Raw genomic sequence first — 26,146 nt, 5'->3', positions numbered from 1 at the left:
GCTGAATTGTTAAACTTCCAGCACCCAGCTTCCAGCTTCTTTTCTTAAAGAATCAACATTGCGTCTCCGTAAGAGTAGAATTTATATTTTTCTTTTACTGCTTCTTCGTAAGCGTGCATCACGAAATCTTTTCCTGCAAATGCGGCAATCATCATCATTAATGTTGATTTTGGCGTGTGGAAATTGGTAATCATGCAATTCGCAACTCCGAAATCGTGTGGAGGGAAAATAAATTTATTTGTCCAACCATGGAATGCAGAGATTTTTTTGTTTGAAGACACTGAAGTTTCCAAAGTTCTCATCGTTGTAGTTCCTACAGCACAAACTCTTCTGTTTTCTTCAACAGCCTTGTTGATAATTGCAGCATTTTTTTCGTCGATGAAAATCTCTTCAGATTCCATTTTATGTTTAGATAAATCCTCAACTTCGATCGGGTTGAAAGTTCCCAAACCGACATGAAGCGTAACTTCAGCAAAGTCGATTCCTTTGATTTCAAGTCTCTTCATCAAATGTCTTGAGAAGTGAAGACCTGCAGTAGGTGCAGCTACAGCTCCTTCTACTTTTGCGTAGATGGTCTGGTATCTTTCAGCATCTTCAGGCTCAACGTCTCTTTTGATGTATTTTGGAAGTGGAGTTTCACCCAATTCTTTTAATTTAGCTCTGAATTCTTCATAAGGACCATCGTACAAAAATCTAAGTGTTCTCCCTCTTGATGTTGTATTGTCGATAACTTCAGCTACCAAAGATTCGTCTTCAGTGAAGAATAATTTGTTTCCGATTCTGATTTTTCTTGCCGGATCTACCAAAACGTCCCAAACTCTTGTTTCCTTATCAAGCTCTCTTAATAGGAAAACCTCGATTTTTGCTCCGGTTTTTTCTTTATTTCCGTAAAGACGTGCAGGGAAAACTTTAGTATTATTAAAGATGAAAAGATCTTTCTCGTCGAAATAATCTACAACATCTTTGAAAAGTTTATGCTCTATAGTCTGAGTTTTTCTGTCCAAAACCATTAATCTGGCTTCATCTCTGTGCTCTGACGGGTGTTCTGCTAAAAGTTCTTCGGGAAGATCAAAATTAAAATCTGATGTTTTCATTTTTTTAAATTACGGTTTAAAAATTATCAATTACAGTAAGTAATTTGCGAGGTGCAAATATACAACATTCGATACCCCTTTGTCAAGTGTTTTGAGGGAAATAAAAAAAGCAACATTATTTTGCTGCTTTAAACACTATTAAAAATTATTACTGTTTTTCTTTTTGAATTGGAACTGGAAGGGTAATATCGGAAGTCTGAACTTCGTTTATCAATGTAAATTTTTTAGAACCAACATACTCGACGGTTACTTTTTTTATGTAGTACTTTGAATCTTCTGGCATCTTTTCCAAAATTTGGTTTTTAATATAATCTGATGGAAAAAAATCTGCATGAATTACAAAATACTCAAAATCTGCTTTTTCCAAAGTAGCGATTGCTGAGACTTTTTTCTTTTTCTTTGTTTTTTTATTATTGGTGTAAACATATACATCAATCTTAAAATTGGCATCATCTATTTTTTCAATGTCAATAGAATAAGGACTCTCATCAGAAGAATTATCCGACAAATATTTATTGCTGTGAGAATATTTAAATTTTGTATTATTTTTACTTTCTTCTACATTAAAAACGTGAGTCATATTTCTCGGGACATCAAATAAAATTGCTTTCAAAGTGCCATCATCAAAAAAACTCATGTTTGTATTATTTTTTGTATCAAAAAAAATTTTGCCCCAATTCCATTCTTTAAAATTACCATCAGCTAATCTTTTACTCTCTAATGAATAATCAAAATGGTAAGTTTGTGCAGAAGCAAAAAAGGAAAAAAATAATATGATGGAAAAAAAATTCATTATTTTTATATTTTTATTTTACACTAAAAGTAATCTCTACCGGTTCAATCACTTTCAACTCCAATGTTTTTTCAGCACCATCAAATTCACTGGTTGCAGAAGTTAAAATCATATTTTCCGGCAATACAATTTTCCTGCTTACACCATAAAAATCAAGTAGGATCTCCAAACCAGCAAATGCGAGATCATCTTTATATTTAGTAAATGAAACTACAGCTTTCGTACTGTAATTCTTAGAATCACTGTTTTTAGATTCCTTAATTTCGTAATTGAAAATAATCCCGTCATTGTTCATAGGAACGGTCGTTATGAATCTGTTTTTAAACTCATCTTCAAATTGTTTCTTTACATTTTTCAGCTTCTTTGATTTTACGTAAATAAAATCATCATTTTTTAGAGGAAAATTTTCGCTTTTAAGATCAAAATAATACAATACTTCGTTAGGATAATCTGCAATGATTACTTCTGATTTAGTTTTCTTTCCCTTAATAATTTTGGCAGTGTAACTGTGATTTTTAGAATTTACAAGGCTGTAAAACTTATTTGATGAAATGTCTTTATTTCGTTTTAGCTCGGTACTGTATCCTATATAATAATCAAAATTATATGTTTGAGAGAGTAGATTTAAAGAAATAAATCCAAAAACAGCAGATAAAAATATTTTCATAAATATGTTTTAATAATTTTCCAGTCGTCGAGTTTCCGTTCAAAAGAAATCGTGTGGAGCGGACTGGTTGATGGCAATAAATATACAGGAATTTCTGAATTTTTATCTAAAATTTTCTTTAAGGTCTTAAAAGACTTTCCGCCATTGCAAAATATTGTTTTGATATTGGAATAGGTTTTTAAAAGAGTTTCAATATCGTTCGCTTCTTCGTTTCTGATTTCAGCATCAAGGCTGCCTTTTCTCTCGCAGGTATCGATTACATCCCATAAGGCAATTTTGTTTTTCTTAAGAATTTCTATTTTTTCCGAATAATTTTCAGTGAAATTTTCATCAAACAATTCAAAGACAATTTTCCAGAATTTGTTTTGTGGATGACCATAATATTCCTTCTTTTCAAGAGATTTCACGCCCGGAACAGAACCTAAAATAAGAATTTTTGATTCTTTATCAATGATAGGCGGAAATGATGAGATTCTGTTTTGCATATTCAAATATAATACTTGAAAACCTAAAAAATGTTAAATAAAAAAGATTATTCACAATCAAATAGAAATATAATTAAATTTGTATTAAATAATTTTTAGTTTAAATGAAAAAACTTGCTATCCTTTCTTCTATTGTTCTCAGCGCTGTAGCTTTTGCACAGGGAATTAAATTCGAAGAAACACCATTCAAAACTCTTTTGGAAAAAGCGAAAAAAGAAAACAAACTTGTCTTTCTAGATGCTTACACAACGTGGTGCGGACCATGTAAACTGATGGCCAAAAACATTTTCCCTCAACAGGAAGTTGGCGCATATTTCAATGCCAATTTCGTGAATGCAAAAATTGATATGGAAAAAGGTGAAGGTCTTGAAATTGCCAAAAAATACGGCGTAAAATCTTATCCTACTTATCTTTTTATCAACGGTGACGGTGAAGAAGTTCACAGATCTTTAGGATATACTCCGGAAGCAAAAGACTTTATTGTGATTGCAAAAGATGCGAATGATCCAAGCAAAAGACTGAGCACTCTAAAGCAAAAATTTGAAAAAGGAGATACCAATCCTGAATTATTAAAGAATCTGGCAGGATTAACAATTTATAATGATCCTCAGTTTGCAACGAAAGTTTTGGAAAAATACTTTCCACAGGTGAAAACACTTACACAAGAAGATGTCCAGATGCTTTTGATGGCTGCACAAAATCCTGACAGCCCGATGTACACGATGTTCAAAGAAAGAAAAGCTGACATTATCAAAGTTTTTCCTGAAGCCAATTACAATGCATTTGATAAAAATGTAAGAGTAAATGCAATCATGAAAAAATCTTATAATGCTGAGAAAAAATCATGGGATGACCAGTATTTTTTAACTGAAGCACAAAAGTTTTTATCTAAAGACGAAGCGGAGAAAATTTTGCAGAGATCCAGAATGGGCAGAGCTGCAAGAGCCAAAGATTTTAAAACTTACGAAAAAATCGCACTTGAATTATATGCTGATTACGAAAAAATGTCTTCAATGGAGCTCAACGAAATCGCATGGAACTTTTTTGAAAATGTAGATTCAAAACCAGGTCTTCAGACAGCTGTAAAATGGGCTCAGGAATCTGTGAAAAAGGAAGAAAGCTATGCCAATACAGATACTTTGGCTAACCTTTACAATAAGGTTGGTGATAAGAAAAATGCCAAAATCTGGGCACAAAAATCTGTTGATTTAGGAAAAGCTGAAGGTGAAGATGTAGCTGAAACAGAAAAATTACTGAAAAGTTTATAAAGCCATTTTGGTTTTATTGGTTAATAGAAGTCCGGCCCAATTTGGCCGGACTTTGTTTTTTTATTATTAAATATCTGCTTTAGAATTAAGCATTTTTTGCTCCCACTCAGGATCTTTCGGGTCAAAGAAAAGTCTTTTTCCTGTATCTAAACTTCTGACAATATTCATCTCGTCTTCTGTAAGTTCAAAATTAAAGACATTAAAATTCTCATCAATTCTGGAAGGCGTCACAGATTTCGGAATCACACAGAAACCTTCCTGAAGATGCCATCTCAAAATGACCTGAGGAACAGTTTTATCATACTTCGACGCAACCGCTCTCAGCTGTTCATTTTCCAGAAGATCTGCATTTCCGTTTCCAAGCGGGCTCCATGGCTGAGTTACGATATTGTTTTCTCTGTTGTACATCTGAAGTTCTTTTTGCTGAAATAAAGGATGCAACTCAATTTGATTAATGACTGGCAAAACCTTTGCATTGGCTTTTAGTTCTTCCAATTTTTCAATAGTGAAATTACAAACACCGATGGCTTTTATTTTTCCTTCGCTGTAGAGTTCTTCGAAAGCTTTCCACGCTCCTAAAAAATCTCCGAAAGGCCAGTGAATTAGGTACATATCAAGATAGTCGAGCTGCAATCTGTCTAAAGTTCTTTGGAATGCTGCTTTCGTTTCTTCGTAACCATGAGATTGAACCCAAAGTTTTGAGGTAATAAAAAGTTCATCTCTGCTCACACCACATTTCTGAATCGCTGTTCCTACCGATGTTTCGTTCTGATAAATTGAGGCTGTATCAATCATTCTGTATCCTACTTCAATGGCTTTTATAACAGCGTCTTCACACTGCTGAAGATCTTCCATCTGCCAAACGCCAAAGCCTAAAGCCGGAATGGCAACGCCGTTGTTTAAGGTAATTACAGGCTGGCCTGCGTAATTTTTGTGCATATTTTTTTGTTTTGATTGAAACAAAGGTCGGGGAAAAATTTTGTTTTGGATGTTAAAATTCTTTTAAAAGTAAAGTTGAAATCTCTATTTTTGTGAATACAATTATCCTACAACAGGAATGAAATACATTAAACTTATCCATCTTTTTACAATAATTTTTATTATAATTTTAAGATTGTTTTTTTCTGAATTAACCAACAATCTACTTCATAACATCAATCTTTTCTCTTATCACAAACTTGATATCCGTGACACAAAAAATGCTGTGACCTTTGTTTTATTTTGCTCCATTATACTTTTCAACGTTTTAAAAGGTGATAACAAAATCTTCAAGGCTATATTTTGTTTTTTGATTGTTCTCAATTTATCCTTAATTGCAATGTATTTCCATAAATTTTAAAGTAACTCGAAAAAATTCTGAACAAAATGGGATTGTAATTATTTTACAGGATATTTTATTGCTTTGTTGAGCTCAATCGGATTGTTGTGTCTTAATATATATTCCTGTCCTTCTCTAATTTTAGGAATTAAATGATTTGAATTTCTGTCTTAGACTAGTGATAATTTCACCTTAAACTTTCGTCGATTTGCACAAAAAAACCAGCCTCAAAAAAAGCTGGTTTATATTTAAATTTCATTCAAGATTATTCCCACTCAATTGTTGCTGGCGGTTTGCTTGAAATGTCGTAAGCTACTCTGTTGATTCCTCTTACTTCGTTGATGATTCTGCTGGAAACAGTATCTAAAAACTCATAAGGAAGTCTGCTCCACGTTGCGGTCATAAAGTCGATGGTGTTGGCAGAACGGACTACTGCTGTGTATTCATAGGTTCTCTCGTCACCCATTACTCCGACAGATTTCACCGGAAGAAGAACAACGAATGCCTGAGAAACTTTCTCGTACAAATCGTTTTTATATAATTCTTCGATGAAAATATCATCAGCTTCCTGAAGGATTTTCACTTTTTCAGCATCTACAGCACATAGAATTCTGATTCCCAAACCTGGGCCAGGAAAAGGATGTCTGTGTACCAAATGATGAGGAATCCCCAATTCTTCTCCTACTTTTCTTACTTCGTCTTTGAAGAGTTCTCTCAGCGGCTCAAGTAATTCAAACTCCATTTCTTCAGGAAGTCCGCCTACGTTGTGGTGGGATTTGATTACTGCTGAAGGGCCGTTTACAGACTGACTTTCAATAACGTCAGGATAAATAGTTCCCTGTGCCAAGAATTTTGCACCTTCAATTTTATGCGACTCTTCGTCGAAAACGTGGATAAATTCGTTTCCGATGATTTTTCTTTTGGTTTCAGGGTCGTCAACTCCGGCTAATTTTGAAAGGAATCTTTCCTTGGCATCAACCAGTTTAATATTCATGTGAAAATGTTCACCGTAATTCTGCATTACTTTTACATCTTCATCTTTTCTTAACAAACCTGTATCTACAAAAATACAAGTCAGCTGATCACCGATTGCCTTGTGAATTAACACGGCAGCAACAGAAGAATCTACACCGCCGGAAAGTCCAAGAATCACTTTGTTGTCTCCTACTCTTTCCTTGATTTCTTCAACTGTTTTTTCGATGTAATTGGTCAGTTTCCAGTTTTTCTCTGAATTACAGATTGCAAACACGAAATTTTCGAGCATTTTGCCTCCTTCTTCCGTGTGAGAAACTTCAGGGTGAAACTGTACACAGTAGATTTTTTTCTCTTCATTGGCAATCGAAGCAATTACACCTGATTTTGCATTTAAATCGAAACCTGGAGGCAACTGTCCAACTTCGTCGAAGTGACTCATCCATACGATGGAGTTATCGGTTACGCCTTTTAATAAAGAAGATTCTTTAACTATTTCTAAATGTGCTTTGCCGTATTCGCCTTTTACACCTTTGTGTACTTTTCCGCCCAAAAGGTGTGCAGTCAACTGCATTCCGTAGCAGATTCCCAAGACAGGAATTCCCTGCTCGTACAATTCTTTTTCCACCAAATGCGCGTTTTCTGCGTTGACAGAACTTGGTCCACCTGAGAGGATGATACCTTTTGGCTGTTTTTCCAGAATTGTTTCTAATGGTGTATTGAATGGTAAAATTTCGGAATACACGCCCATCTCACGGATTCTTCTTCCGATAAGCTGGTTGTACTGAGATCCGAAATCTAATATGATGATACCGTTGGTCATTATTTTGTTTGAAATTTGAGGTTTGAAATTTGAGATTCGGGGTTCGGGATACGGGGTTCGGGATGCGAGATTCAAGATTTAAGATTCAAGATTTAAGATTAATTAAAATACTTTTGACTTTTATCTTTTACTTGTCTCTTTTTATTTTTTACCTGGCTCTTTACCTTGATCCTTTTTACTTGGCTCTTCCTAGCCCTGATGGAAACGGCATCCTTTTTTGTTGCGAACGCAGCGAAGCGGAGATCGTGACAAAAAAGATACAGTGGACAGCAGGTTCCCGGCTCCTAATAAAAAAAGCCCCGAAAAATCAGGGCATTATATTAAAATTTACCGATGTCTTCTCTGTAGAAACTGTAATCAAAATGTACAGGGATTGCATCCTCATACACTTTCTTGCGGGCTTCTTCGTAAGTAGCACCTGTAGCAACGATATTGAGTACTCTACCACCGTTGGAAACTACCTTGTCGCCTTTTCTTGCAGCACCAGCGTATAACAACTGGCTGTGTTTCACTTTATCTTCACCAACAATCTCGAATCCTGTCTCGATGTTTCTCGGATAACCTCCTGAACACATTACAAGACAAACTGCTTTCTCGTCCTTGAACTTCAACTGAATATCTTTTCCGTCAAGACAATCGTTGATCACATCAAGAAGATTGTTTTCCATTAAAGCCATTAAAACCTGAGTTTCAGGATCTCCGAATCTCATGTTGTATTCTAAAAGGTAAGTTCCGTTTTTGGTGATCATCAGTCCGAAGAAGATAATTCCCTTAAAGCTGAAACCTTCTCCTTTGAGACCTTTCACAGTAGGCTCAAGGATGTTTTTTTCGAAATCTGCAAAATGCTCAGCCGTGAATTCAGGGCTTGGAGCCACAGCACCCATACCTCCTGTGTTTGGACCTGTGTCGCCGTTACCGGCTTTTTTATAATCTTTTGCAGCAACGCAAGGGAACAATTTTTCCCCGTTTGAGAATGCAATGATTGAAGCTTCAAAACCTTCAAGATATTCTTCAATCACCACACGGATTCCCGCATCACCGAAGATTCTTCTAATCATAAAGTCGTGAATGGTAGCTTCTGCTTCTTCCAGATTTTCGCAGATTACAACTCCTTTTCCACCCGCCAATCCGCTGGCTTTGATTACCAATGGGAATTCCTGAGTCTGAAGATATTGTTTTGCATCATTGTAAGCATCAAAAACTTCTGCTTTTGCAGTTTTGATATCATAGGTTTTCATAAATTTCTTGGAGAAAGCTTTACTTCCTTCAAGACTTGCCACCTTTTGAGTCGGGCCGAAAACTTTAAGATCGTGCTTTTTAAATTCATCCTTAAGTCCAGCTACCAACGGTGCTTCCGGACCTACGATGGTAAGATCTACTTTTTCCTTGATTGCAAAATCCCTAAGTTCTTTGATTTCTGATAAATGGATATTTTTCCCAATTCTGTCGGTCGTAGCGTTTCCGTTGGAAAAAAACATCTGACTCACTCTTGAATCTTTCTGAAGTTTTGTTGCCAGAGCAGATTCTCTTCCTCCTTCACCTATGATTAATATTCTCATACTTTATTTATTATCTAGTCTATTTTACAAATATATAATTTTGAATGCTATAAATACAATCTCAAATTACTATTTTAATTCAATTTTAATGAAAAAAGTGTCTAACACCAGTGAACATCATCGGGATTTTATGTTCGTTTGCAGCGTCGATACTTTCCTGATCTTTTACGCTTCCTCCAGGCTGAATAATCGCTGTAATGCCTTCCTGAGCGCAGAAATCTACCACATCACGGAAAGGGAAAAATGCATCAGAAGCTAAAACCAAATCTCCTGTAGATTTTTCTTTTGCTCTCTCAATTGCCTGTTGAGTTGCCCAGATTCTGTTCACCTGACCACCACCAATTCCGAAAGCCTGGATTCCGTTTGAAACAACGATTGCGTTTGATTTTACATATTTTACCACTCTCTGCGAAAACAATAAAGCTTTTTTCTGCTCTTCCGTAGGCTGAGTTTCAGTAACCACTTTAATGTCGTCTGAGAAAATACTGTCGTTATCCTGAACCAAGATTCCGCCGTCAACTTTTACCCACGTCTGTTTATCTGAAACCGGATTAACGATTTTTATAATTCTTAAATTTTTCTTTTTTCTTAAAATTTCCAGAGCATCTTCGTCAAAATCAGGAGCCATTACAATTTCGAGGAATGTTTTGTTTAATTCTTCAGCAGTTGCAGCATCAATTTTGAAATTGGCAGCAACGATTCCACCGAAGATTGAAATTGGATCGCACTCGAAAGTTTTTTGATAAGTTTCTAAAGCTGAAGTTCCGATTGCCACTCCACAAGGTGTAGAATGTTTTACAGCACAACAAGCCATTTCTTCTTTAAATTCTGTTACCACTTTCCAGCAAAGATCCATATCACGAAGGTTGTTGAATGATAATTCTTTACCTCCCAACTGTTCAAAATCTTTCATTGCTCCATTTTCGAAAGTTGAAGCGTAGTACGCTGCAGTCTGATGTGGGTTTTCTCCGTATCTTAAGTCTGCCACTTTTTTGTATGAAGCACTTAAATAAGTTGGATATTCTTCATCCAAAAGCATTCTTGAGATGGCCGCATCGTAAGCTGAAGTAAGGTTGAAAACTTTCCCAGCTAATTTTTTACGGGTTTCGATAACGGTGTCACCGTTTTGTTCCATTTCAGCTTTTACTTTTTCGTAATCTTCAACGTCAGTAATAACGGTTACAGAATCGAAATTTTTGGCCGCTGAGCGAAGCATTGAAGGTCCTCCGATGTCGATGAATTCTACTTTTTCGTGTAATGAAATGTCTTTGTTTACATTTTCAAAAAACGGATACAGATTCACAATCACCATGTCGATCAAACCAATGTTGTGCTCCTGAACGGTTTTCATGTGCTCTTCGTTTGAACGAACAGCCAACAGACCGCCGTGAACTTTAGGGTGTAAAGTTTTCACTCTTCCGTCCAGCATTTCAGGAAAATCGGTTACTTCGTCGATTTGGATTGGATTTAAACCAGCGTCTTTCAAATGTTTGAATGTTCCTCCGGTAGAGATTAATTCATAATTCTGAGATTCTAAAAACTGTGCGAATTCTGTTAATCCATTTTTGTCAGAAACACTGATCAAAACTCTCTTGCTCATAGATTTTTCATTTTTTTTGAAATGAAAACCGCAGGATTGCGATTTTCATTCATTTTTACTTCTTTTTGCTTCGTAAAAGACAGGATTTCATCCTATCCTTTACAAGGCCGTCCCTTCGGGACTTTTTCAACTTTTACTTTTTACAGTTATTTCAAACTGTGGATCGGTTCTTTCACCTCCGATCCTAACTTTTACTTAGATTTTACTGAATTTGAAATAATTTTAATTGATCTAAGTGTGTCTTTTAATCCTCTCCCCAACCCTCTCCAAAGGAAAGGGAGCGAAGTGTTGTTTTGAGTTCTGTTTAGCTTATTTATCTAATGCCTGTTTATCCTCCCCGTCAAAAATTCTTTGAATTTTTGCCACCCCTCCAAGGGAGGGGAATTTTTAAGTGTCTTTTTAATGACGATTAGTTATTTCCTAATACTTTATTAATTGCTATTGGGAAAATTTCATATTCAATTTTATGAACTTTTTCTGCTAACGTTTCTGGAGTGTCGTTTTCTGTGACTTCAAATGATTTCTGGAGGATTGCTTCTCCTTCGTCGATTCCCGCCGTTACAAAATGGACGGTTGCTCCACTTTCTTTTTCTTTAGCTTCAATTACCGCATTGTGAACGTGATGTCCCCACATTCCTTTTCCGCCGTATTTTGGAAGTAAGGCAGGATGAATGTTGATGATTTTTCCTGTCCAGTTTTCCACGAACTCAGGTTTTAGGATGGATAAAAATCCTGCCAATACGATTAAATCTGTATTTTCAGGAATAACATTACCCAATTCACTGCTGAAATTTTTTCCTCTCGGAATCAACACGGTTTCGATGTTGTGTTTTTTTGCTCTTTCGAGTCCGTAACATTCTCTGTCGGCCACAACTAACGATACTTTTGCGTTTTGGATTTCTCCGTTTGCAATTGTATCGATGATTCTCTGAAGATTGGTTCCGGAACCTGAAACTAAAATGACAATATTTTTCATTAAAAACTATTATTGCTAAAAATACGTTCTTCCCTAGCCCCGATGGAAACGGCATCCTTTTTTGTTATTGCGATTGCGAAAAAGTTCAACAGATTGCTTTACTTTGTTCGCAATGACAAAAAAGATACAGTGGACAGCGGGAAACAGCTCCTAAAATTTCAAATCAATCTTTTCTGCTCCTTCCGTGATTTCTCCGATCTCGTAAGCGTCATCTAGAAGATGAAGCACTTTTTCGGCGTGATCAGGATCAACGACAACGATCATCCCGACACCCATGTTGAAGGTTCCGAACATTTCTTCACGGGCGATGTTTCCTCTTTTTTCAAGCTCCAGCATGACACTTGGAATCTGAATTTTTGAAGCATCGATGGAAGCACAAAGTCCGTCACCGATAATTCTTGGAATATTTTCGTACAAACCGCCACCTGTGATGTGGGCAATTCCGGCAACTTCTATTTCTTCAATTACTTTGTGAATGTCTTTATAATACAATCTTGTAGGGACCAAAAGTGTTTCAAACAAAGGTTTTCCTTCAAATTCTTCTTCGAAATTCGGGAATATCTTTCTTACCAAAGAGAACCCATTTGAATGGAATCCTGAACTTGGCAAAGCAATGATTTTATCTCCTGTTTTGATTTTTGAACCGTCAATAATCTGGTCTTTTTCAACGATTCCTACGCAGAATCCTGCAACATCATAATCACCAGGCTGATACATTCCCGGCATTTCGGCAGTTTCACCACCGATTAATGCGCAGTTGTTGTCTTTACAGGCTTTTACCATCCCTAAAACGATTTCTGCAGCGATTTCAGAATCCAGTTTTCCGCAAGCTAAATAATCGAGGAAAAACAAAGGCTTCGCACCGTGGCAAAGGATGTCGTTGGCACACATTGCGAAACAGTCTACGCCGATAGAATCGTATCTTTTTGAGTCTAAAGCGACTTTCAGTTTCGTTCCTACTCCATCAGTTCCTGAAACCAAAACAGGGTTTTTATAACCTCCGATTTCGTAAAAAGCACCGAAGCTTCCCAAATGATTCAATACATTGGAATTGTGTGTTTCGCCCACCGCTTTTTTGATTTTATCAACGGTTTTGTAACCTTCTTCTTTGTCTACTCCTGCAGATTTGTATGTGTTGCTCATATTTTTAATGTAACAGTGTATCAGTTTAACAATCTAACAAATGAATCGTTTTGTGCTAAAATGGGACGTATTATTTCTATTTTATCAAGTACAATTTTGAAAACAAAAAAGCCGACAATCTTGGTAGATTATCGGCCGTTATATTATCTCAGAATTTCAGAGTCCACAACATTCCCTTTTTTGGAGAAACATTCTTTAAAAGTGGTCTGAATTTTCATTACTTTTTCTTTTTGCAAAGATATTAATTTTATGTTAATATTCAAATGCTATTTTTCCAAGATTATTTCAACAGCAGAAATCTTTGCTATTTTTTCTTTTAACTCACTGTCTTTCTCTTCGTTAGATATTTTCTGATTTTCTTTATCAAAGTTATCATTAAAGTGCGGCAATGTGAATGTATCAACCACATTTCCTGCGTGTAATGGAAATCTCTTTGAAGCTGCTTCCAATACGCCTAAACCACCTCTTGGTCCGGTTGCCGTAGCCATTAAAAGCATCGGAATATCGTTCCATACTTTTCTGCCTTTGATTCTTGACGTCCAGTCGAACACATTTTTGAATGCTGTTGAATACGTTCCGTTGTGCTCTGATAAAGAAACTAAAAGCAAATCTGCGCCGTCAATTTTTGAAGCGAAATCAACTGCTGCCTGAGGAACTCCGCTTTCTGTTTCGAGCTGGTGTTTATAGATGGGCATTTCGAAGTCGTTCATGTCTACGATTTCAATTTCTGCGTTGTCGAATAAAGTTGTAGCGTAAGTTACGAGTTGTCTGTTGATTGATGTGTCGGAATTGCTTCCTGCAATGGCTAGGATTTTCATTTATTTAATATATATTATTGAAGGTTTGTGTGATATTTATTGAACCACTTCGTGGTTCGTTGATTTTTGGCTATTTTTTTCCATGGGTTGCACCCACGGCTATTCAAATTTAACCACTTCGTGGTTTGACTGGTTTGAAAATTACATTAGAATAATTATTATCAAGAGCCTTTAAATTTTGATGGTGCAAAATTAGTCTTTATTTTAAATATTCCGGTAAATCCATGGGAACTTCCATTAAAAGGATTTCTGTGTCCTCTACTGCTTCAATGTTGAAACTTTGAGTATCCCAGATTCCTAAGCCGTCTCTTTCATTTAAAACTCTGTCCCCAACTTTAGCACTTCCTTTTAAAACAAATGCGTAAACCCCGTTTCCTTTTTTGTTGATGGTGTAGTTTTTACCATTTCCTTTCGTGAAATTCGCCAAATTGAACCACGCATCCTGATGAATCCAAACACCATCGTCATTTTTATTGGGTGATAAAATCTGCTGGAAACCATTAATTTTTTCGCCGTCCTTGATGCTTTTCTGGTCGTATCTTGGTTCTACATTTTCTTCCCTCGGAAAAACCCAGATTTGTAAGAATTTTACGGCTTCATCTTTATTCTGATTGTATTCGCTGTGCATTACACCGGTTCCGGCGCTCATCACCTGAATTTCTCCTTTTTTAATAACCGCAGTCGTTCCCATAGAATCTTTGTGCTCCAAGTTTCCTTCCAATGGAATTGAAATAATTTCCATGTTTTTGTGTGGATGCGTTCCGAAACCCATTCCCTGAGAAACGGTGTCGTCATTTAAAACTCTCAACACTCCAAAATTTTGTCTGTCTCTGTTTTGATAACCTGCAAAACTGAAGGTGTGGTAGGAATTTAACCAACCGTGATTGGCGTGCCCTCTTGAATCTGCTTTGTGATATACTGTTTTCATAATTGATGATTTATTTATTGATGATTGATGTTTGATAATTGATAATTGATGATTGATGAACGATATTTAAATTTATTGAAGCAAAATTCGTTACAATTTGTTGTCGGAATGTTGATGTAAGGTAAGAAGTGATGGATGTGAATTTTGAATGATCAATTTTCTTTGAAGTGAATTTTTTGAGCCTTGAGTATTTTTGTGAATAGTAGGTTTTGGCTAAAGCCCATCCACAGCTTTGAAATAAAAAAGCGGACTAAAGTCCGCTCCTAGTGATATTTTTATAGAAACTTTTTATTAAATCAATTCTTAATTCTAATTTTCAATATTGAATCTTAAATACAAAATTTTCAACCTTGAATATTGAATCTTAAATTTTGAATCTTGAATTGCGAATTTCAAATCTCAAATCTCAAATCTCAAATTTAAAAACGCGCCTGCTGAATTTCTTCTTCAATTTCCTGAGGATTTGAATCATCTGTTTTAATGAAAATCATTGTAAGAACTGCTGCCAGAATCATACAGATTCCACCAACCATGACGTAGCCCATTGCGTAGTTTCCGAATGCGCCTTTTACGATTGGGCCGCCAAATATACCGTTGATGATTTGAGGAATAACGATGAAGAAATTAAAAATACCCATAAAAACACCCATTTTTCTTTGTGGAATTGCGTCGATCAACATGGCATAAGGCATTGCTAAAATACTTGCCCACGCAAAACCTAGCCCGATCATTGAAATCCAAAGAAGCGATGTGTCTTTGATGAAATACATTGAAATCAAACCCAATCCACCGCAGAGAAGAGCCAAAGCATGAGTTTGCTTTTTACCGATCCATTTTGCAATCGGTGTTAACAGGAATGCGAATGGAATTGCCCAAAGATTGTACATTCCAAACAAACTGCCAGTTAAATCTCCTGCATTGTTGAATGCTTTTGAATGCGTATCATCCGGAGAAAGCCCGAAATGATGTGTTGCTAAAGCACTCGTAGTAAAAACCCACATGGTAAAAAGGGCAAACCATGAGAAAAACTGAACAATTCCCAGTTTTTTCATCAGCGTTGGAATTTTTGCAAAATCACTGAAAATATCAGTCATTTTTGAAGATTGTTCTACCACTTCACTTTGCCCTTCAAACTCAGCAAATTCTTTTGGCGAATATTCTTTAGTAGTAGCAATTGTGTAAACTATTGTAAGCAAAAGTATTCCGGCACCGAAATAAAATGCGTAGATCACATTATCGGCCACAAAACCTTCGGGAGCAACATTTGAGATCCCTAATTTATTCAGCCAGTCCGGCAGATAAGAACCGATTACCGCACCAATTCCGATTAAAATAGTCTGTACAGAAAATCCCAAAGTTCCCTGATGTTTCGGAAGCATATCTCCCACCAACGCACGGAACGGTTCCATCGCAACATTGATGGATGCATCCATCATGGCCAGAAAAATAACTGCCAAAAGTAAAACATTGGCCGCCATCATTTGGGTTGCAGAAGCTGCATTGGGAAGTAAAACCAAACCAATTGCACACAAAATCGCACCAATAAGAAAATACGGTTTTCGTCGCCCTAAAATTCCCCATGTATTGTCGCCCATGTGACCGATAATCGGCTGCACGATCAGACCTGTAACCGGTGCCACCAGCCAGAACCAAGAAAGCTGATGAACGTCTGCTCCAAAGTTCCCGAGAATTCGGCTGGCATTCCCGTTTTGAAGCCCGAAAGCCATCTGTATTCCGAGAAATCCCATGCTCATGTTGATGATTTGAGCCATTGAGAGATTCGGTTTTATCTTTTTTGTCATAAAGTTATAATTGATAATTGATGAATGATAAAAGATTTACACTCTAGTTTTTTAATTTTTGAATCATAGCATCTTCAATCGGAGTTTTGATCTCAACGACTTTATCTACAACCTCATTTGGAACTGTGACTGATAAAACATATTGCTTCACTTTCCATTGACCTCCAATTTTTTCTACAACTCCGGAGCCGCGGCAGATTTTCATTTGGGTATCCAGTAATTCATCAAACCAAGCCATTTTTCCATCTTTTGTGAAATGGATGTTTCTTTTTAAAGATTTAAAATTCCATGTTGATTTTTTGTCGAAGTACGGTTTTGCCCAAACCATAAATTGCTTTTTTTCCCAAACCTCGGTTGCATCGGTTCCGATAAAGGTAGATTCATCGGCATAGAAGTCGAAGTATGTTTTGTAATCTGCTTTTGCTGCAGCGACATTGAATGCATCGAGCATTGTGGCGATTTCGGTTTGTTCTTTTTCAAATTTTGCCTGTGCCGAAACGGTTGTGAAACTCAGGACAAACAGGAAAACTGTTAAAATTATTGTTGTTTTCTTCATTTTAAATTTATTTTTTTTTAAAAACAAATGATACTAATCTTTTCACTAATGGCATTAATGGATTGCGAAAAATTGTGTGATCGGTATTTGATACTTCTCATCTTAAACACAGATTTCATTAATATTTTTCATTGAACACACCAATGATTTGTGTAATTCGTGAAACTATTTGTGAAATTCGTTTTTACTTTAATTCAATAATCATCGATGTTTTCGCAGGAATGGAAAGTTTGTTTTGAAGCGAAATATCTTTTTGAGAAATAATATCTTTTCCTTTTGTGGAAGATTTTATTGCCTCTGAAAATCGTTTTAAATCTAAAACTGCTTCCTTATCATTGTTATTCACCACAACCATCACTGTTTCTTTTTCGTTGTATCTAAAATACACAAAAACATCATTCTGAGGAACGAAATTTTTAGTTTTTCCGGTATGGATCACATCTTTTCCTTTTCGCCACGTCAATAATTTCTGTGTAAAGTCATGAAACTCCTTCTGTTCAGCAGTTTGCGAAGCTACATTGAAAGCATTTTGCTGATCAGATTTCCAGCCGCCCGGAAAATCTCTTCGGATATCTGCATCGCCACCTTTATTCTTGTCGCCACGCATTCCGATTTCAGTTCCGTAGTAGATTTGAGGAATTCCACGGACGGTTGAGATGACCGTCATCGCCAATTTATAAGCCTTTGGGTCATTATTAAACATTTCATTCCATCTCTCAGTGTCGTGATTTTCGAAAAAGACGAGAAGATTGTTGATGTCAGGATAGAGGAAATCATTGGTAAAGCTGTTGTAGAGTCTGTTCATCCCGTTATTCCAGCCTTCTTTTTCTTTAATGGCTTTCGGAAGTTCGTCGTACAAAGGGAAATCCATAACGGATGGCAAATTTGAATTGTAATTTGCGGCTTCTCCAGTTTTGGAATCTTTCTGCCACGCAGAAATATGTCCTGCAGTGCTCAACCATGTTTCTCCGACGATATTAAATTTCGGATATTCGTCGGTAATGGCTTTTGCCCATTTCGCCATCGCTTCCTTGTCATTGTAAGGATAAGTATCAACACGGAAACCGCCCAGTTCAGCGTATTCGATCCACCAGATCGCATTTTGGGTTAAATATTTCAAAACCAAAGGATTGCTCTGATTAATATCGGGCATGGAAGTATCAAACCAACCGTCCAGTGCTACTTTTTTGTCCGCATCGGAAGCATTGGGATCAAACTGAGACGTAATTTTGTAATTCGAACGCTTGAAACCCTTATCACCATCATCAAACCAGTGGATCCAGTCTTTTGTGGGCAGATCTTTGATGAGCCAGTGCGAAATTCCCCAGTGATTGGTTACGTAATCCATCACCAGCATCATATTTCTTTTATTGAGTTTTTGGGAAAGTTCTTTGTATTCTTCGTTGGTTCCGTATCTACCATCAATTTTATACAAATCGGTCTGCGCGTAACCGTGGTAAGAGTAAACTTTTTCATTATCCTCATTTACAGGAGTCAGCCAGATGGCGGTTGCTCCGAGGTTTTGAAGATAGTCGAGATTGTTGATGATTCCCCGCAGATCTCCGCCGTGACGGCCGTTGGGAAGACTTCGGTTGGCCTTTTCTGTAAGGTTGGGTTGTGAGTCGTTTTTTTCATCGCCGTTGGCAAAACGGTCAGGCATGATGAGATACATTAAATCCTTTGAAGTAAAAGAATTTCTGTTGGCCGAGTTCGGATTTCTCTCTTTCAGTTCGTACGTGTAAGAACCTACATTTTTCTTTCCGTTTTTAACGTTGATTTTAAATTTTGAAACATTGATTTCATTCGTATTCAAAGTCACAAAAACGTAGTTTGAATTTTCTACTTTCTGAATATCTTTTGCTTTGATCCCGTCTGAAATTTCAATTTCATTTTTGGCAATGTCTTTTCCGTAAATGAGGAGCTGAACTTCAGGATTTTTCATTCCTTTCCACCAAAATGCGGGCTCTACTCTGTCTAAAGGTTTTTGCGAAAACGCCAGTGCAGCTGCAGATAATGCTGCGATTGTATATATTTTTTTCATATTTAAATGAGCTAATTAAAATATCCGATGCAGAAAAGAGTTTCACCTTTGTTTACGGGTGGCGTACCGACTTTGTACAAAATAACTCCATCTGTTTCGGAAATAATTTCTTTTTTTCTGTTTCCAAATTCGTCTGTAATATAGCCTAAAATTTGGTTTTTCTTTACCTCATCACCACTTTTTAACATACTGTAAAAAATTCCGTCTTCGGGAACGCGGATGTAGTCCTGATTGTTGAAAAATCTTTGTTTTTCTGAACCTATTTTATCCGAAGATTTTTCAGTTAAATTTCCGGAAAAACTGAGCATTCTGTAAACAGATTTTTTAATTAAATCTACATTTTCTTTATGCACATTTCCGAGTTTACCTGCTTCAATACTTAAAGCTGTAATTCCCTGCTGTGTTGCTTCTTTGAAAGCGTATTTCGATGGGTCAGAAGGTTTCAAAGTGTAGGGATACGAAACAATATTTTTCATTCCGGAAGCTTTGGATAAATTTAAAGCTAAAGCCGTTTGGTCTGCGGTATCGTTTCTTTCGTAAAAACAGACAAAAGGAAGCAAATCTTCGCTGGCATCTCCTCCATGAATATCGAGAAAAATATCTGAGTTGGCAATGATCTCTTTCGTAATGAAATCCGCAATTTTATCGGTCGGAGTTCCGTTTTTGGAGCCCGGAAAAGCGTTGTTTAAATTTTTACCATCGAGTGGATTGACAAAAGGTGTTCTCTTCTGAAAAGATTTAACACTGGCGATGGGAATGATGATTAAAGTTCCATTGATATTTTCAGGCTTGATTTCATTTAACACTTCCTGAACCGCGATGATAGGCGGATACTCATAGCCGTGAATTCCTGCAACAATGGTAAAAACAGGACCTTTGTTTTTGCCTTTAATAATCGAAACGGGAATATGTGTTTCTTTGATTTCATTTTTAATTGGAAAAACCATGTCTTTTCTGAAGGAGCCTTTCGTGTTTACAATTTCTTTTATGCTTTGGGCTTTCATTACAGAAAATGAAGCAATCAACAATATTGCGGTTAGTTTTGAAACTGATTTTATCATTTTAGAAAGTCTTAAATTTTAGATTCTGAGATTTCCATGCGTTTTGCAATCCTGTTGGCGAGCCAGCTGACATAAAACAGCTGAAAGCTATGGTAAACCATCACCGGAAGCAGGAATAAAACCTTCTGTTCATCGGGAATTCCGAGGACAAGTAAAAACAAACTGCCGTGAACCAGTGATTTTTTGGAACCACAAAACGTCGCTGTGATAATGTCTTTAGGATTAAACCTCATCTTTTTGGCTAAAAATTGGGTGATGTAATAGACTGCGAAGAATAAAAACACGACACTAAAAGCTAAAACTAAAAATACCGTTGAAGGAACCGACGAAAATACATTCTCAACGAAGGCTGTAGAAAAACTTTCGTAGACAATGAGTAAAATGATCAACCGGTCAAACTCATTGATGATATTTGAATATTTTGTAACGAATTTTTTCAATAATGGATTGAAGATAATTCCTAAAATGATTGGAAGTAAAACCTTTAATAACAGCTGCTGAAAAATTTCACCATTGTTGTCCGAAGAAGAATCTGAATGCATAAAAAAGCTCATCAGCAAAGGCGTCATTACAATTCCGATAATTCCGGAAACAGATGCGTTGAAAATTGCTGAAGTTACATTTCCTTTGGCTATTGAAACCATTACGACCGATGACGAAACAGTGGACGGAAGACTTGCCAGAAAGAAAATAGAAAGCCAGATATTGAAATATTCTGAATCTTTGATGAACGGATAAAATATAAAAACCAAAAACGGAAAGATCAAAAATGTAGCGGACTGAATGAGCAGGTGCAGTTTCCAGTTGGTAATGTCTTTTGCGACTTCCTTTAAATTCAGTTTTAAACCGTAGAGGAGGAAAATTCCTGCAATTCCCCAGTCTATGAATGCTGAGAGATTGAAATACTGATTGTAAGATTCGTGAAAAGGGATGATTTTCGCCATTAAGACCATTGTAATCAGCAGAAGAAGGAAAATATTCTGTTTGCTGAAGAGTGTAGCCATCAACTTCATTGAGATAATTTTAAACCTTAAATTTACAAAAAAAAACTTTGCCGAAGAATTTCTACCTTCAACAAAGTCTCTAAATATGCGGTCTGCCCTAGCCCCGATTGCAGCGGCATCCTTTTTTGTTATTGCGATTGCGAAAAAGTTCAGCCGTTAAATTTACTTTGTTCGCAATGACAAAAAAGATATAGCGGAAAGCGGGATTAAGCTCCTAAAAAAATAATCCATAAAACTATCCCGTCTTTTTCGCTTCGCTCAAAATCCACCCCTTCAGAGAAGGGGAATTTTATTTTACCGGCTTGATAGAAATGGCGTAACCACCGCTTCTTACCAAATGCACAGGCAGTTTTGTTTTGCTTGTAATGGTCTTTTTATAAATATGATAAGACTGAGGATTGTTGATGTAATCGGCGTCTTTGCCATCCTGATAAATGGTTGCTTCATATTTTATGCCTTTGTCTAGGAAAGAAAAATCTACGGTGTAATCCAAAGCTTTTTCATCTGTGATTCCCCCAACGAACCAGTTTTCTGTTCCTTTTGCTTTTCTTGCTGTGTGCACAAATTCGCCCGGCTCGGCAGATAAAATAATGGTGTCGTCCCAATCTGCAGCTACGTCTTTGATGAACTGGAAAGCATCCATGTGTCTTTTGTAGTTTTCAGGAAGGTCGGCAGCCATCTGAAGCGGCATGTACATCGTAACATAGAGAGCCAACTGTTTTGCCAACGTGGTTTTCACAAAACGTTTGTCGCCAGGGAAATAATAATCGAGCTTGGTCTGGAAAATTCCCGGTGTGTAATCCATCGATCCGCCCATCCATCTTGTAAAAGGAAGAATTGTGTGGTGATCCGGATTGTTACCTCCAAATGCATCGTACTCACCGCCTCTTGCTGCTTCCGCAGAAATGTAGTTTGGATAGGTACGGCTTTCCCCTGTTGGACGTACAGATTCGTGAGAATTGACCATCACTTTGTACTCGTTTGCTTTTTCCACGATTCTGTAATAGTGGTTGATCATCCACTGTGAATAATGGTGCTCGCCACGTGGAATCACATCGCCTACATAACCTGTTTTCACAGCATCATACCCATATTTGTTCATCAACTGGAAGGCTTTGTCTGCAAATCTTTCGTAGTTTGTTGCCGAACCTGAAGTTTCGTGATGCATGATCAGTTTAATGCCTTTTGCGTGAGCATATTCATTCAGCATTTTAATATCAAAATCCGGATAAGGAGTCTGGAAATCAAATACATATTCTTTTGAGCGGCCGAACCAGTCTTCCCAGCCAATATTCCAGCCTTCGATCAGAAGACCTTCGAAACCGTTCTCAGCTGCGAAATCGATGTATTCTTTTACTTTTGTGTTGTTGGCACCGTGTTTTCCGTTTGGTGTCAACTTTGTGAAATCTGTTTTATCCAAATGAACATTTGATTCCGGCTGACCGTATGCCCACTGTGATTTTCCAATGATCATTTCCCACCAAACGCCCATGTATTTTGTTGGGTGAATATAGGAAGTATCAGTATATTTTGTAGGTTCGTTCAGGTTGAACAGCATTTTGGAAGCCATCACGACTTCAGCTTTTGGCGAAACGATAACCGTTCTCCAGGGCGTTGTTGCAGAGGTCTGCATATATCCTTTTGCTCCCTGTCTGTCGGCGGTAAGGTGCGTTTTTAATTTAAAAGTGGCTGCATCAACTTCCAAATGGGATGCAGGATAATCTAAAACCGCAGCCTCAGCTACGTTGATGTACAACGGAGTTTTACCCTCAACTTTTAACATTAATGGAGACTGTACCGCATTTTTAATTAAAGTCTGTGACGCGTTGGCATCGGCAGCTTTTGGCCATCTCGCAGGAATTTCTGATATTTTGGTTTCCTGATACTGGTATTCCTGAGAATCATAATCTGCGACCATCCACCATGCTTTCATATCTGACGGGAAATCGAATTCTGAATCTTCCTCACGAATCACGAAATAGTTCAGATTTTTCTGTTGTGGAAATTCATATCTGAACCCCAAACCTTCATTGAAAAGACGGAATTTAATGATGATATTTCTGTCTGTTGAAGTTTGGTTTAGCGTAACCGCAAATTCGTTGTAGTGGTTGATATAATTTTTTTTCTCTCCTAAAACCGGTTGCCATGTTTCGTTTTTGGAGTCTCTTTTTTCGTCCGTTTTTGTAAAGCCGTTGTTCAAATCGTTTTTAGCATCTTCCGGCTTTGCAATTTCTGAGGCGAATTTTATTGAGGTATCTTTAAATAATCTCAATCCTAATTTTGAATCTTCCAGAACCGTTTTACCTTCATATTTCAAATTGTAAAAAGGTACTCCGTTTTTGAGCTGAAAATTCATTTCAAATTTTCCGTCGGGAGATTTTAAGGATTGTGCATTGGCTATTCCAAACATCATTGAGAGCATTAGCGCTCCTGTTGTCATTTTCTTCATGTCAGATTTATTATAAACTTTAAAAATAAAAAAACTGCTGCTGGGAAGCAACAGTTTTGCTGTTAAATAAGATATATTTTACAATTTTGTAACAGTCAGCTTGTAATATGCTGAGTTGTGTAAATCTAATTCGATTCTGTAATTTCCGGTTTCAGAAACTTTGTAACTGGAATCTCCCTGTACAGTTCCTTCAGCATTGAAGAAAGTCTGAACAGCTGTTCCCGAAGCAAGAGTCTGATCCGCTGCGGCTGGTTGAATCTTCATTGCCCAGTCATCGTTTGCTCTGAATTTGAAAACTCCACCTGCAGTTAAAACAATTGAGTTGATTACGTACGTTTTTGTAGATGGATTATAAACAAGATCTGTATCAGCACCCCAACCTGCGGGAGTAGCATCGCCTATTACCCCAAAGTTTGCCAAAACAGACGAGTATGTATTGGCAGTCCAGTCAACTTTCACATAATACGTGCCCGCAGTTGCTGCTTTTATATTCTGTTCGCCAGTTTCAACAAGTTTACCTGTGAGTGTACCATCATCCCCTTTGTCCCCTGCCCAATCCTGATTAATCGTGAATTTGTATTCACTGTTTGGAGCAGTTACGTAAATGAATCCTCTATACTGGCTGTTTTTATCTGGAGAGAATAGATTAGGCGCATTTGCAGGAGTCCAGTCTGCGTAACCTGCTGCTCCTGCGTATCCACCTGGAACATTTATCTTAGGAAAAATCAAATCCGGGTTTGGTGTATAACCGGTCATCGATACTTTCAAAACATTCGAGTAAAACGGAGTAACTGGGTTTACGTTGGATTTTAATCTAATTTCAATTGACTTAAGTGTGTTAGGAACTACATTTAAATCAGCCAATATATTATTAAGTTGTAAATGACTTAAAGAAAATGTATTCTGACCCATAGAAACCTCTCTGGTGGTATTTGGGCTAAAATTAGTTCCTGCAACGGCAAATTCCACAGCATTCGTAAATTGAACTGAAGGGCTAAAGGTTGGATTCCTAAATTCAAATACAAGAGCCGCCTGATCTGCAGTTGTTTCATCTAAAACAACAGTTGTTTTATTTACTGACAATGTACTTACAGAAGTATTGTTCAGCATTACTTTATCGTCATCTTCCTGACATGAAATTATAAAAACGACGAGTATCCCTAAAAGAAATATTTTAAATATATTTTTCATTCTGAGTAATTTTTAAATAATTAATATCCTGTATTTTGTGTCAAATTAGGGTTAGACTGAAGTGCTGTAGCAGGAATAGGGAAAAGCTTGTAATTGTCAGAGATTGCGGTACCGTCTTTAGAGCCACCTTTCCATGGCCACAGGTATGATCCTCCTGTAAATTTTCCGAATCTGATTAAATCCTGTCTTCTCACTCCTTCGAGATTAAGTTCACGACCCCTTTCGTCTAAAATATTTTGGAGTGTCACGGTCAGATTTCCAGCATTTGATCTATTTCTTACCTGGTTAAAATAACTTTGAGCCAATGCCATGTCAGCTCCTGCAGCCCCTCTTACTGCACACTCTGCATACATAAGATAAGCATCACTTAATCTGAATAAAGGAAAATCAGTAGAAACAAAAACTGATGGTGTTCCGTTTCCGGCAGCATTCACATTTTGGAATTTCACAGAAGGATATCCATCTTTCCACACTTTATAATCAGTCATTTCATAGCTATGCCCAGTAGTCCAAAATAGCTTCGCTCTCTGATCCGGACTTGCGTTTAGTGCAGCAGCAGAATTTCCAAACAGGCCGTACCAGGCCTTCGTAGCTCTGTGGCCTGCCCACGCTCCTGCATCAGGTCCTACTGAACCATAAGTTTGCGGAGTCATCGTTTCTATACTAAGACTACCTTGAATAATATATGTTGTATTTCCAAAACTCTGACTTGAGATTGCGTCCGCAATCAAGGGAAATATGATTTCTTTCGAAGTATTATTGTCTGTCCTGAAATTTTTAGAGAAATTACTTTCAAGACTATATCCAGCTGCTATTACTTTGTTTAGATAAGGTACGGCACTGCTGTATCTATTTGTTCCGGTATACACTTCTGCATTTAGATATAATTTTGCCAAAAGAAATTGTACTGTTGCCTTGTTTGCTCTTCCATAAGAGTTCGTAGCAGGCAAAACTGCTTCAGCTTCAATTAGTTGACTTTCTACATAATTAAAAAGTTCTGTTCTGGAGGATTCCGGAAGAGGGGCGGTTGTACCAAAATTAGTATCATTTACCAACACACCTTTACCAAAAAGATCAATGATGTAGTAATATGACAGTGCCCGTAAAAATTTTAATTCGCCAATTGCTTCTGCTTTCTTTGCATAGCTTACATCATCTTTATTAAGAATCAGAATCAAATTGGTTGCCTGCGGTATAATATAGTATAATCTGTCATAAACATATCTGAAGAACTTATTACTGTCAGTCCAGTTTACAGTGGTTGTCAACTGATCTAAACCATTATCTCCCCATCTGTTTTTCATACCATCAGCTGTGAAATCTTCAAGATTAATCAGACCTCTGATAAAAGGTGATTCACCCGGATCTGCCCCCGCAACATCAGATTCACCAGACCCTCTCACACTTGACAATGCGTAACTTGCATATAATCTTGAAAGTAATCCCTCTACTGCATTTGGATCCTGAGCAATTAATTGTTCTAAAGTATAATCATATTTTGGTTCTGTATCCAAATCACCAATACAAGAACTTGTAGCAAGTAAAAGCACTGTACCTAGTGTAAGTAATTTAAATTTTATATTTTTCATGATTTATTT

21 protein-coding genes are annotated in these 26,146 nt (G+C 37.0%); 1 reads left to right on the top strand and 20 read right to left on the bottom strand.

The window, feature by feature from the left end; translation table 11 throughout:
- Positions 1-44 precede the first annotated feature (44 nt).
- From queA to NG809_RS00175, 4 genes are all read right to left on the bottom strand, one after another.
- Positions 45-1,094, bottom strand: a complete 1,050-nt coding sequence (gene queA / locus NG809_RS00190) for a tRNA preQ1(34) S-adenosylmethionine ribosyltransferase-isomerase QueA (RefSeq protein WP_056030491.1) — start codon at positions 1,092-1,094, stop codon at positions 45-47.
- 148 nt (positions 1,095-1,242) lie between these two features.
- Positions 1,243-1,887 carry a hypothetical protein gene (locus tag NG809_RS00185; protein ID WP_262147017.1) on the bottom strand — a complete coding sequence of 215 codons (645 nt, stop codon included), beginning with the start codon at positions 1,885-1,887 and terminating at the stop codon, positions 1,243-1,245.
- A 13-nt stretch (positions 1,888-1,900) separates the two neighbouring features.
- Positions 1,901-2,554: a hypothetical protein gene (locus NG809_RS00180; protein WP_262147015.1), complete on the bottom strand. Its 654-nt coding sequence runs from the start codon at positions 2,552-2,554 to the stop codon at positions 1,901-1,903.
- The gene (locus NG809_RS00175; protein ID WP_262147013.1) at positions 2,551-3,039 is read right to left on the bottom strand and encodes a DNA-deoxyinosine glycosylase; all 489 of its coding nucleotides are present in this window, start codon (positions 3,037-3,039) and stop codon (positions 2,551-2,553) included. The genes NG809_RS00180 and NG809_RS00175 overlap by 4 nt, the downstream gene beginning before the upstream one ends.
- 104 nt (positions 3,040-3,143) lie before the next feature.
- On the opposite strand from NG809_RS00175, the gene NG809_RS00170 reads away from it, so the two are divergent.
- Entirely contained in the window at positions 3,144-4,307 is a 1,164-nt protein-coding gene (locus NG809_RS00170; RefSeq protein WP_262147011.1) for a thioredoxin family protein, read from the top strand.
- A gap of 66 nt (positions 4,308-4,373) precedes the next feature.
- Here the strand turns inward: NG809_RS00170 and NG809_RS00165 are convergent, their stop codons facing one another.
- The 16 genes from NG809_RS00165 to NG809_RS00090 all read right to left on the bottom strand — a co-directional run bounded on the left by NG809_RS00165 (position 4,374) and on the right by NG809_RS00090 (position 26,137).
- Positions 4,374-5,246: an aldo/keto reductase gene (locus tag NG809_RS00165; protein ID WP_262147008.1), complete on the bottom strand. Its 873-nt coding sequence runs from the start codon at positions 5,244-5,246 to the stop codon at positions 4,374-4,376.
- A gap of 644 nt (positions 5,247-5,890) precedes the next feature.
- The gene (gene guaA, locus NG809_RS00160) at positions 5,891-7,420 is read right to left on the bottom strand and encodes a glutamine-hydrolyzing GMP synthase (protein ID WP_262147006.1); all 1,530 of its coding nucleotides are present in this window, start codon (positions 7,418-7,420) and stop codon (positions 5,891-5,893) included.
- 320 nt (positions 7,421-7,740) lie between these two features.
- On the bottom strand, positions 7,741-8,979 hold the full coding sequence (gene purD / locus NG809_RS00155) for a phosphoribosylamine--glycine ligase (RefSeq protein ID WP_262147003.1): 1,239 nt from the start codon (positions 8,977-8,979) through the stop codon (positions 7,741-7,743).
- 85 nt (positions 8,980-9,064) lie between these two features.
- A complete protein-coding gene (purH, locus tag NG809_RS00150; protein WP_262147001.1) occupies positions 9,065-10,579 on the bottom strand; it encodes a bifunctional phosphoribosylaminoimidazolecarboxamide formyltransferase/IMP cyclohydrolase in 1,515 nt (504 codons plus the stop codon).
- Between the two features lie 409 nt (positions 10,580-10,988).
- Positions 10,989-11,555 carry a phosphoribosylglycinamide formyltransferase gene (gene purN, locus NG809_RS00145; protein ID WP_262146999.1) on the bottom strand — a complete coding sequence of 189 codons (567 nt, stop codon included), beginning with the start codon at positions 11,553-11,555 and terminating at the stop codon, positions 10,989-10,991.
- A gap of 150 nt (positions 11,556-11,705) precedes the next feature.
- Positions 11,706-12,698, bottom strand: coding sequence for a phosphoribosylformylglycinamidine cyclo-ligase (gene purM, locus NG809_RS00140; RefSeq protein ID WP_262146997.1), 993 nt, complete (start codon positions 12,696-12,698; stop codon positions 11,706-11,708).
- 266 nt (positions 12,699-12,964) lie between these two features.
- Complete coding sequence (locus tag NG809_RS00135) at positions 12,965-13,516, bottom strand: NADPH-dependent FMN reductase (protein ID WP_262146995.1); 552 nt, start codon at positions 13,514-13,516, stop codon at positions 12,965-12,967.
- Between the two features lie 199 nt (positions 13,517-13,715).
- Positions 13,716-14,444 carry a pirin family protein gene (locus NG809_RS00130; protein WP_262146993.1) on the bottom strand — a complete coding sequence of 243 codons (729 nt, stop codon included), beginning with the start codon at positions 14,442-14,444 and terminating at the stop codon, positions 13,716-13,718.
- 419 nt (positions 14,445-14,863) lie between these two features.
- Entirely contained in the window at positions 14,864-16,246 is a 1,383-nt protein-coding gene (locus NG809_RS00125; RefSeq protein WP_262146991.1) for an MFS transporter, read from the bottom strand.
- Positions 16,247-16,289: 43 nt separating this feature from the next.
- On the bottom strand, positions 16,290-16,802 hold the full coding sequence (locus NG809_RS00120; RefSeq protein WP_262146989.1) for a nuclear transport factor 2 family protein: 513 nt from the start codon (positions 16,800-16,802) through the stop codon (positions 16,290-16,292).
- Positions 16,803-16,986: 184 nt separating this feature from the next.
- Positions 16,987-18,843, bottom strand: coding sequence for a glycoside hydrolase family 13 protein (locus NG809_RS00115; RefSeq protein WP_262146987.1), 1,857 nt, complete (start codon positions 18,841-18,843; stop codon positions 16,987-16,989).
- Positions 18,844-18,854: 11 nt separating this feature from the next.
- On the bottom strand, positions 18,855-19,904 hold the full coding sequence (locus NG809_RS00110) for a succinylglutamate desuccinylase/aspartoacylase family protein (RefSeq protein ID WP_262146986.1): 1,050 nt from the start codon (positions 19,902-19,904) through the stop codon (positions 18,855-18,857).
- A gap of 11 nt (positions 19,905-19,915) precedes the next feature.
- The gene (locus tag NG809_RS00105) at positions 19,916-20,908 is read right to left on the bottom strand and encodes a bile acid:sodium symporter family protein (protein WP_262146985.1); all 993 of its coding nucleotides are present in this window, start codon (positions 20,906-20,908) and stop codon (positions 19,916-19,918) included.
- Positions 20,909-21,197: 289 nt separating this feature from the next.
- Positions 21,198-23,357, bottom strand: a complete 2,160-nt coding sequence (locus tag NG809_RS00100; protein WP_262146983.1) for a glycoside hydrolase family 97 protein — start codon at positions 23,355-23,357, stop codon at positions 21,198-21,200.
- 78 nt (positions 23,358-23,435) lie between these two features.
- On the bottom strand, positions 23,436-24,548 hold the full coding sequence (locus NG809_RS00095) for a SusE domain-containing protein (RefSeq protein ID WP_262146982.1): 1,113 nt from the start codon (positions 24,546-24,548) through the stop codon (positions 23,436-23,438).
- Positions 24,549-24,568: 20 nt separating this feature from the next.
- The gene (locus NG809_RS00090) at positions 24,569-26,137 is read right to left on the bottom strand and encodes a RagB/SusD family nutrient uptake outer membrane protein (protein WP_262146981.1); all 1,569 of its coding nucleotides are present in this window, start codon (positions 26,135-26,137) and stop codon (positions 24,569-24,571) included.
- Positions 26,138-26,146 lie beyond the last annotated feature (9 nt).

The organism is Chryseobacterium foetidum, assembly GCF_025457425.1.
GTDB classification, from domain to species: Bacteria; Bacteroidota; Bacteroidia; order Flavobacteriales; family Weeksellaceae; genus Chryseobacterium; species Chryseobacterium foetidum.
The sequence above is the reverse complement of the archived record's forward strand: the minus strand, read 5'-3'. Positions and strand labels throughout refer to the sequence as shown.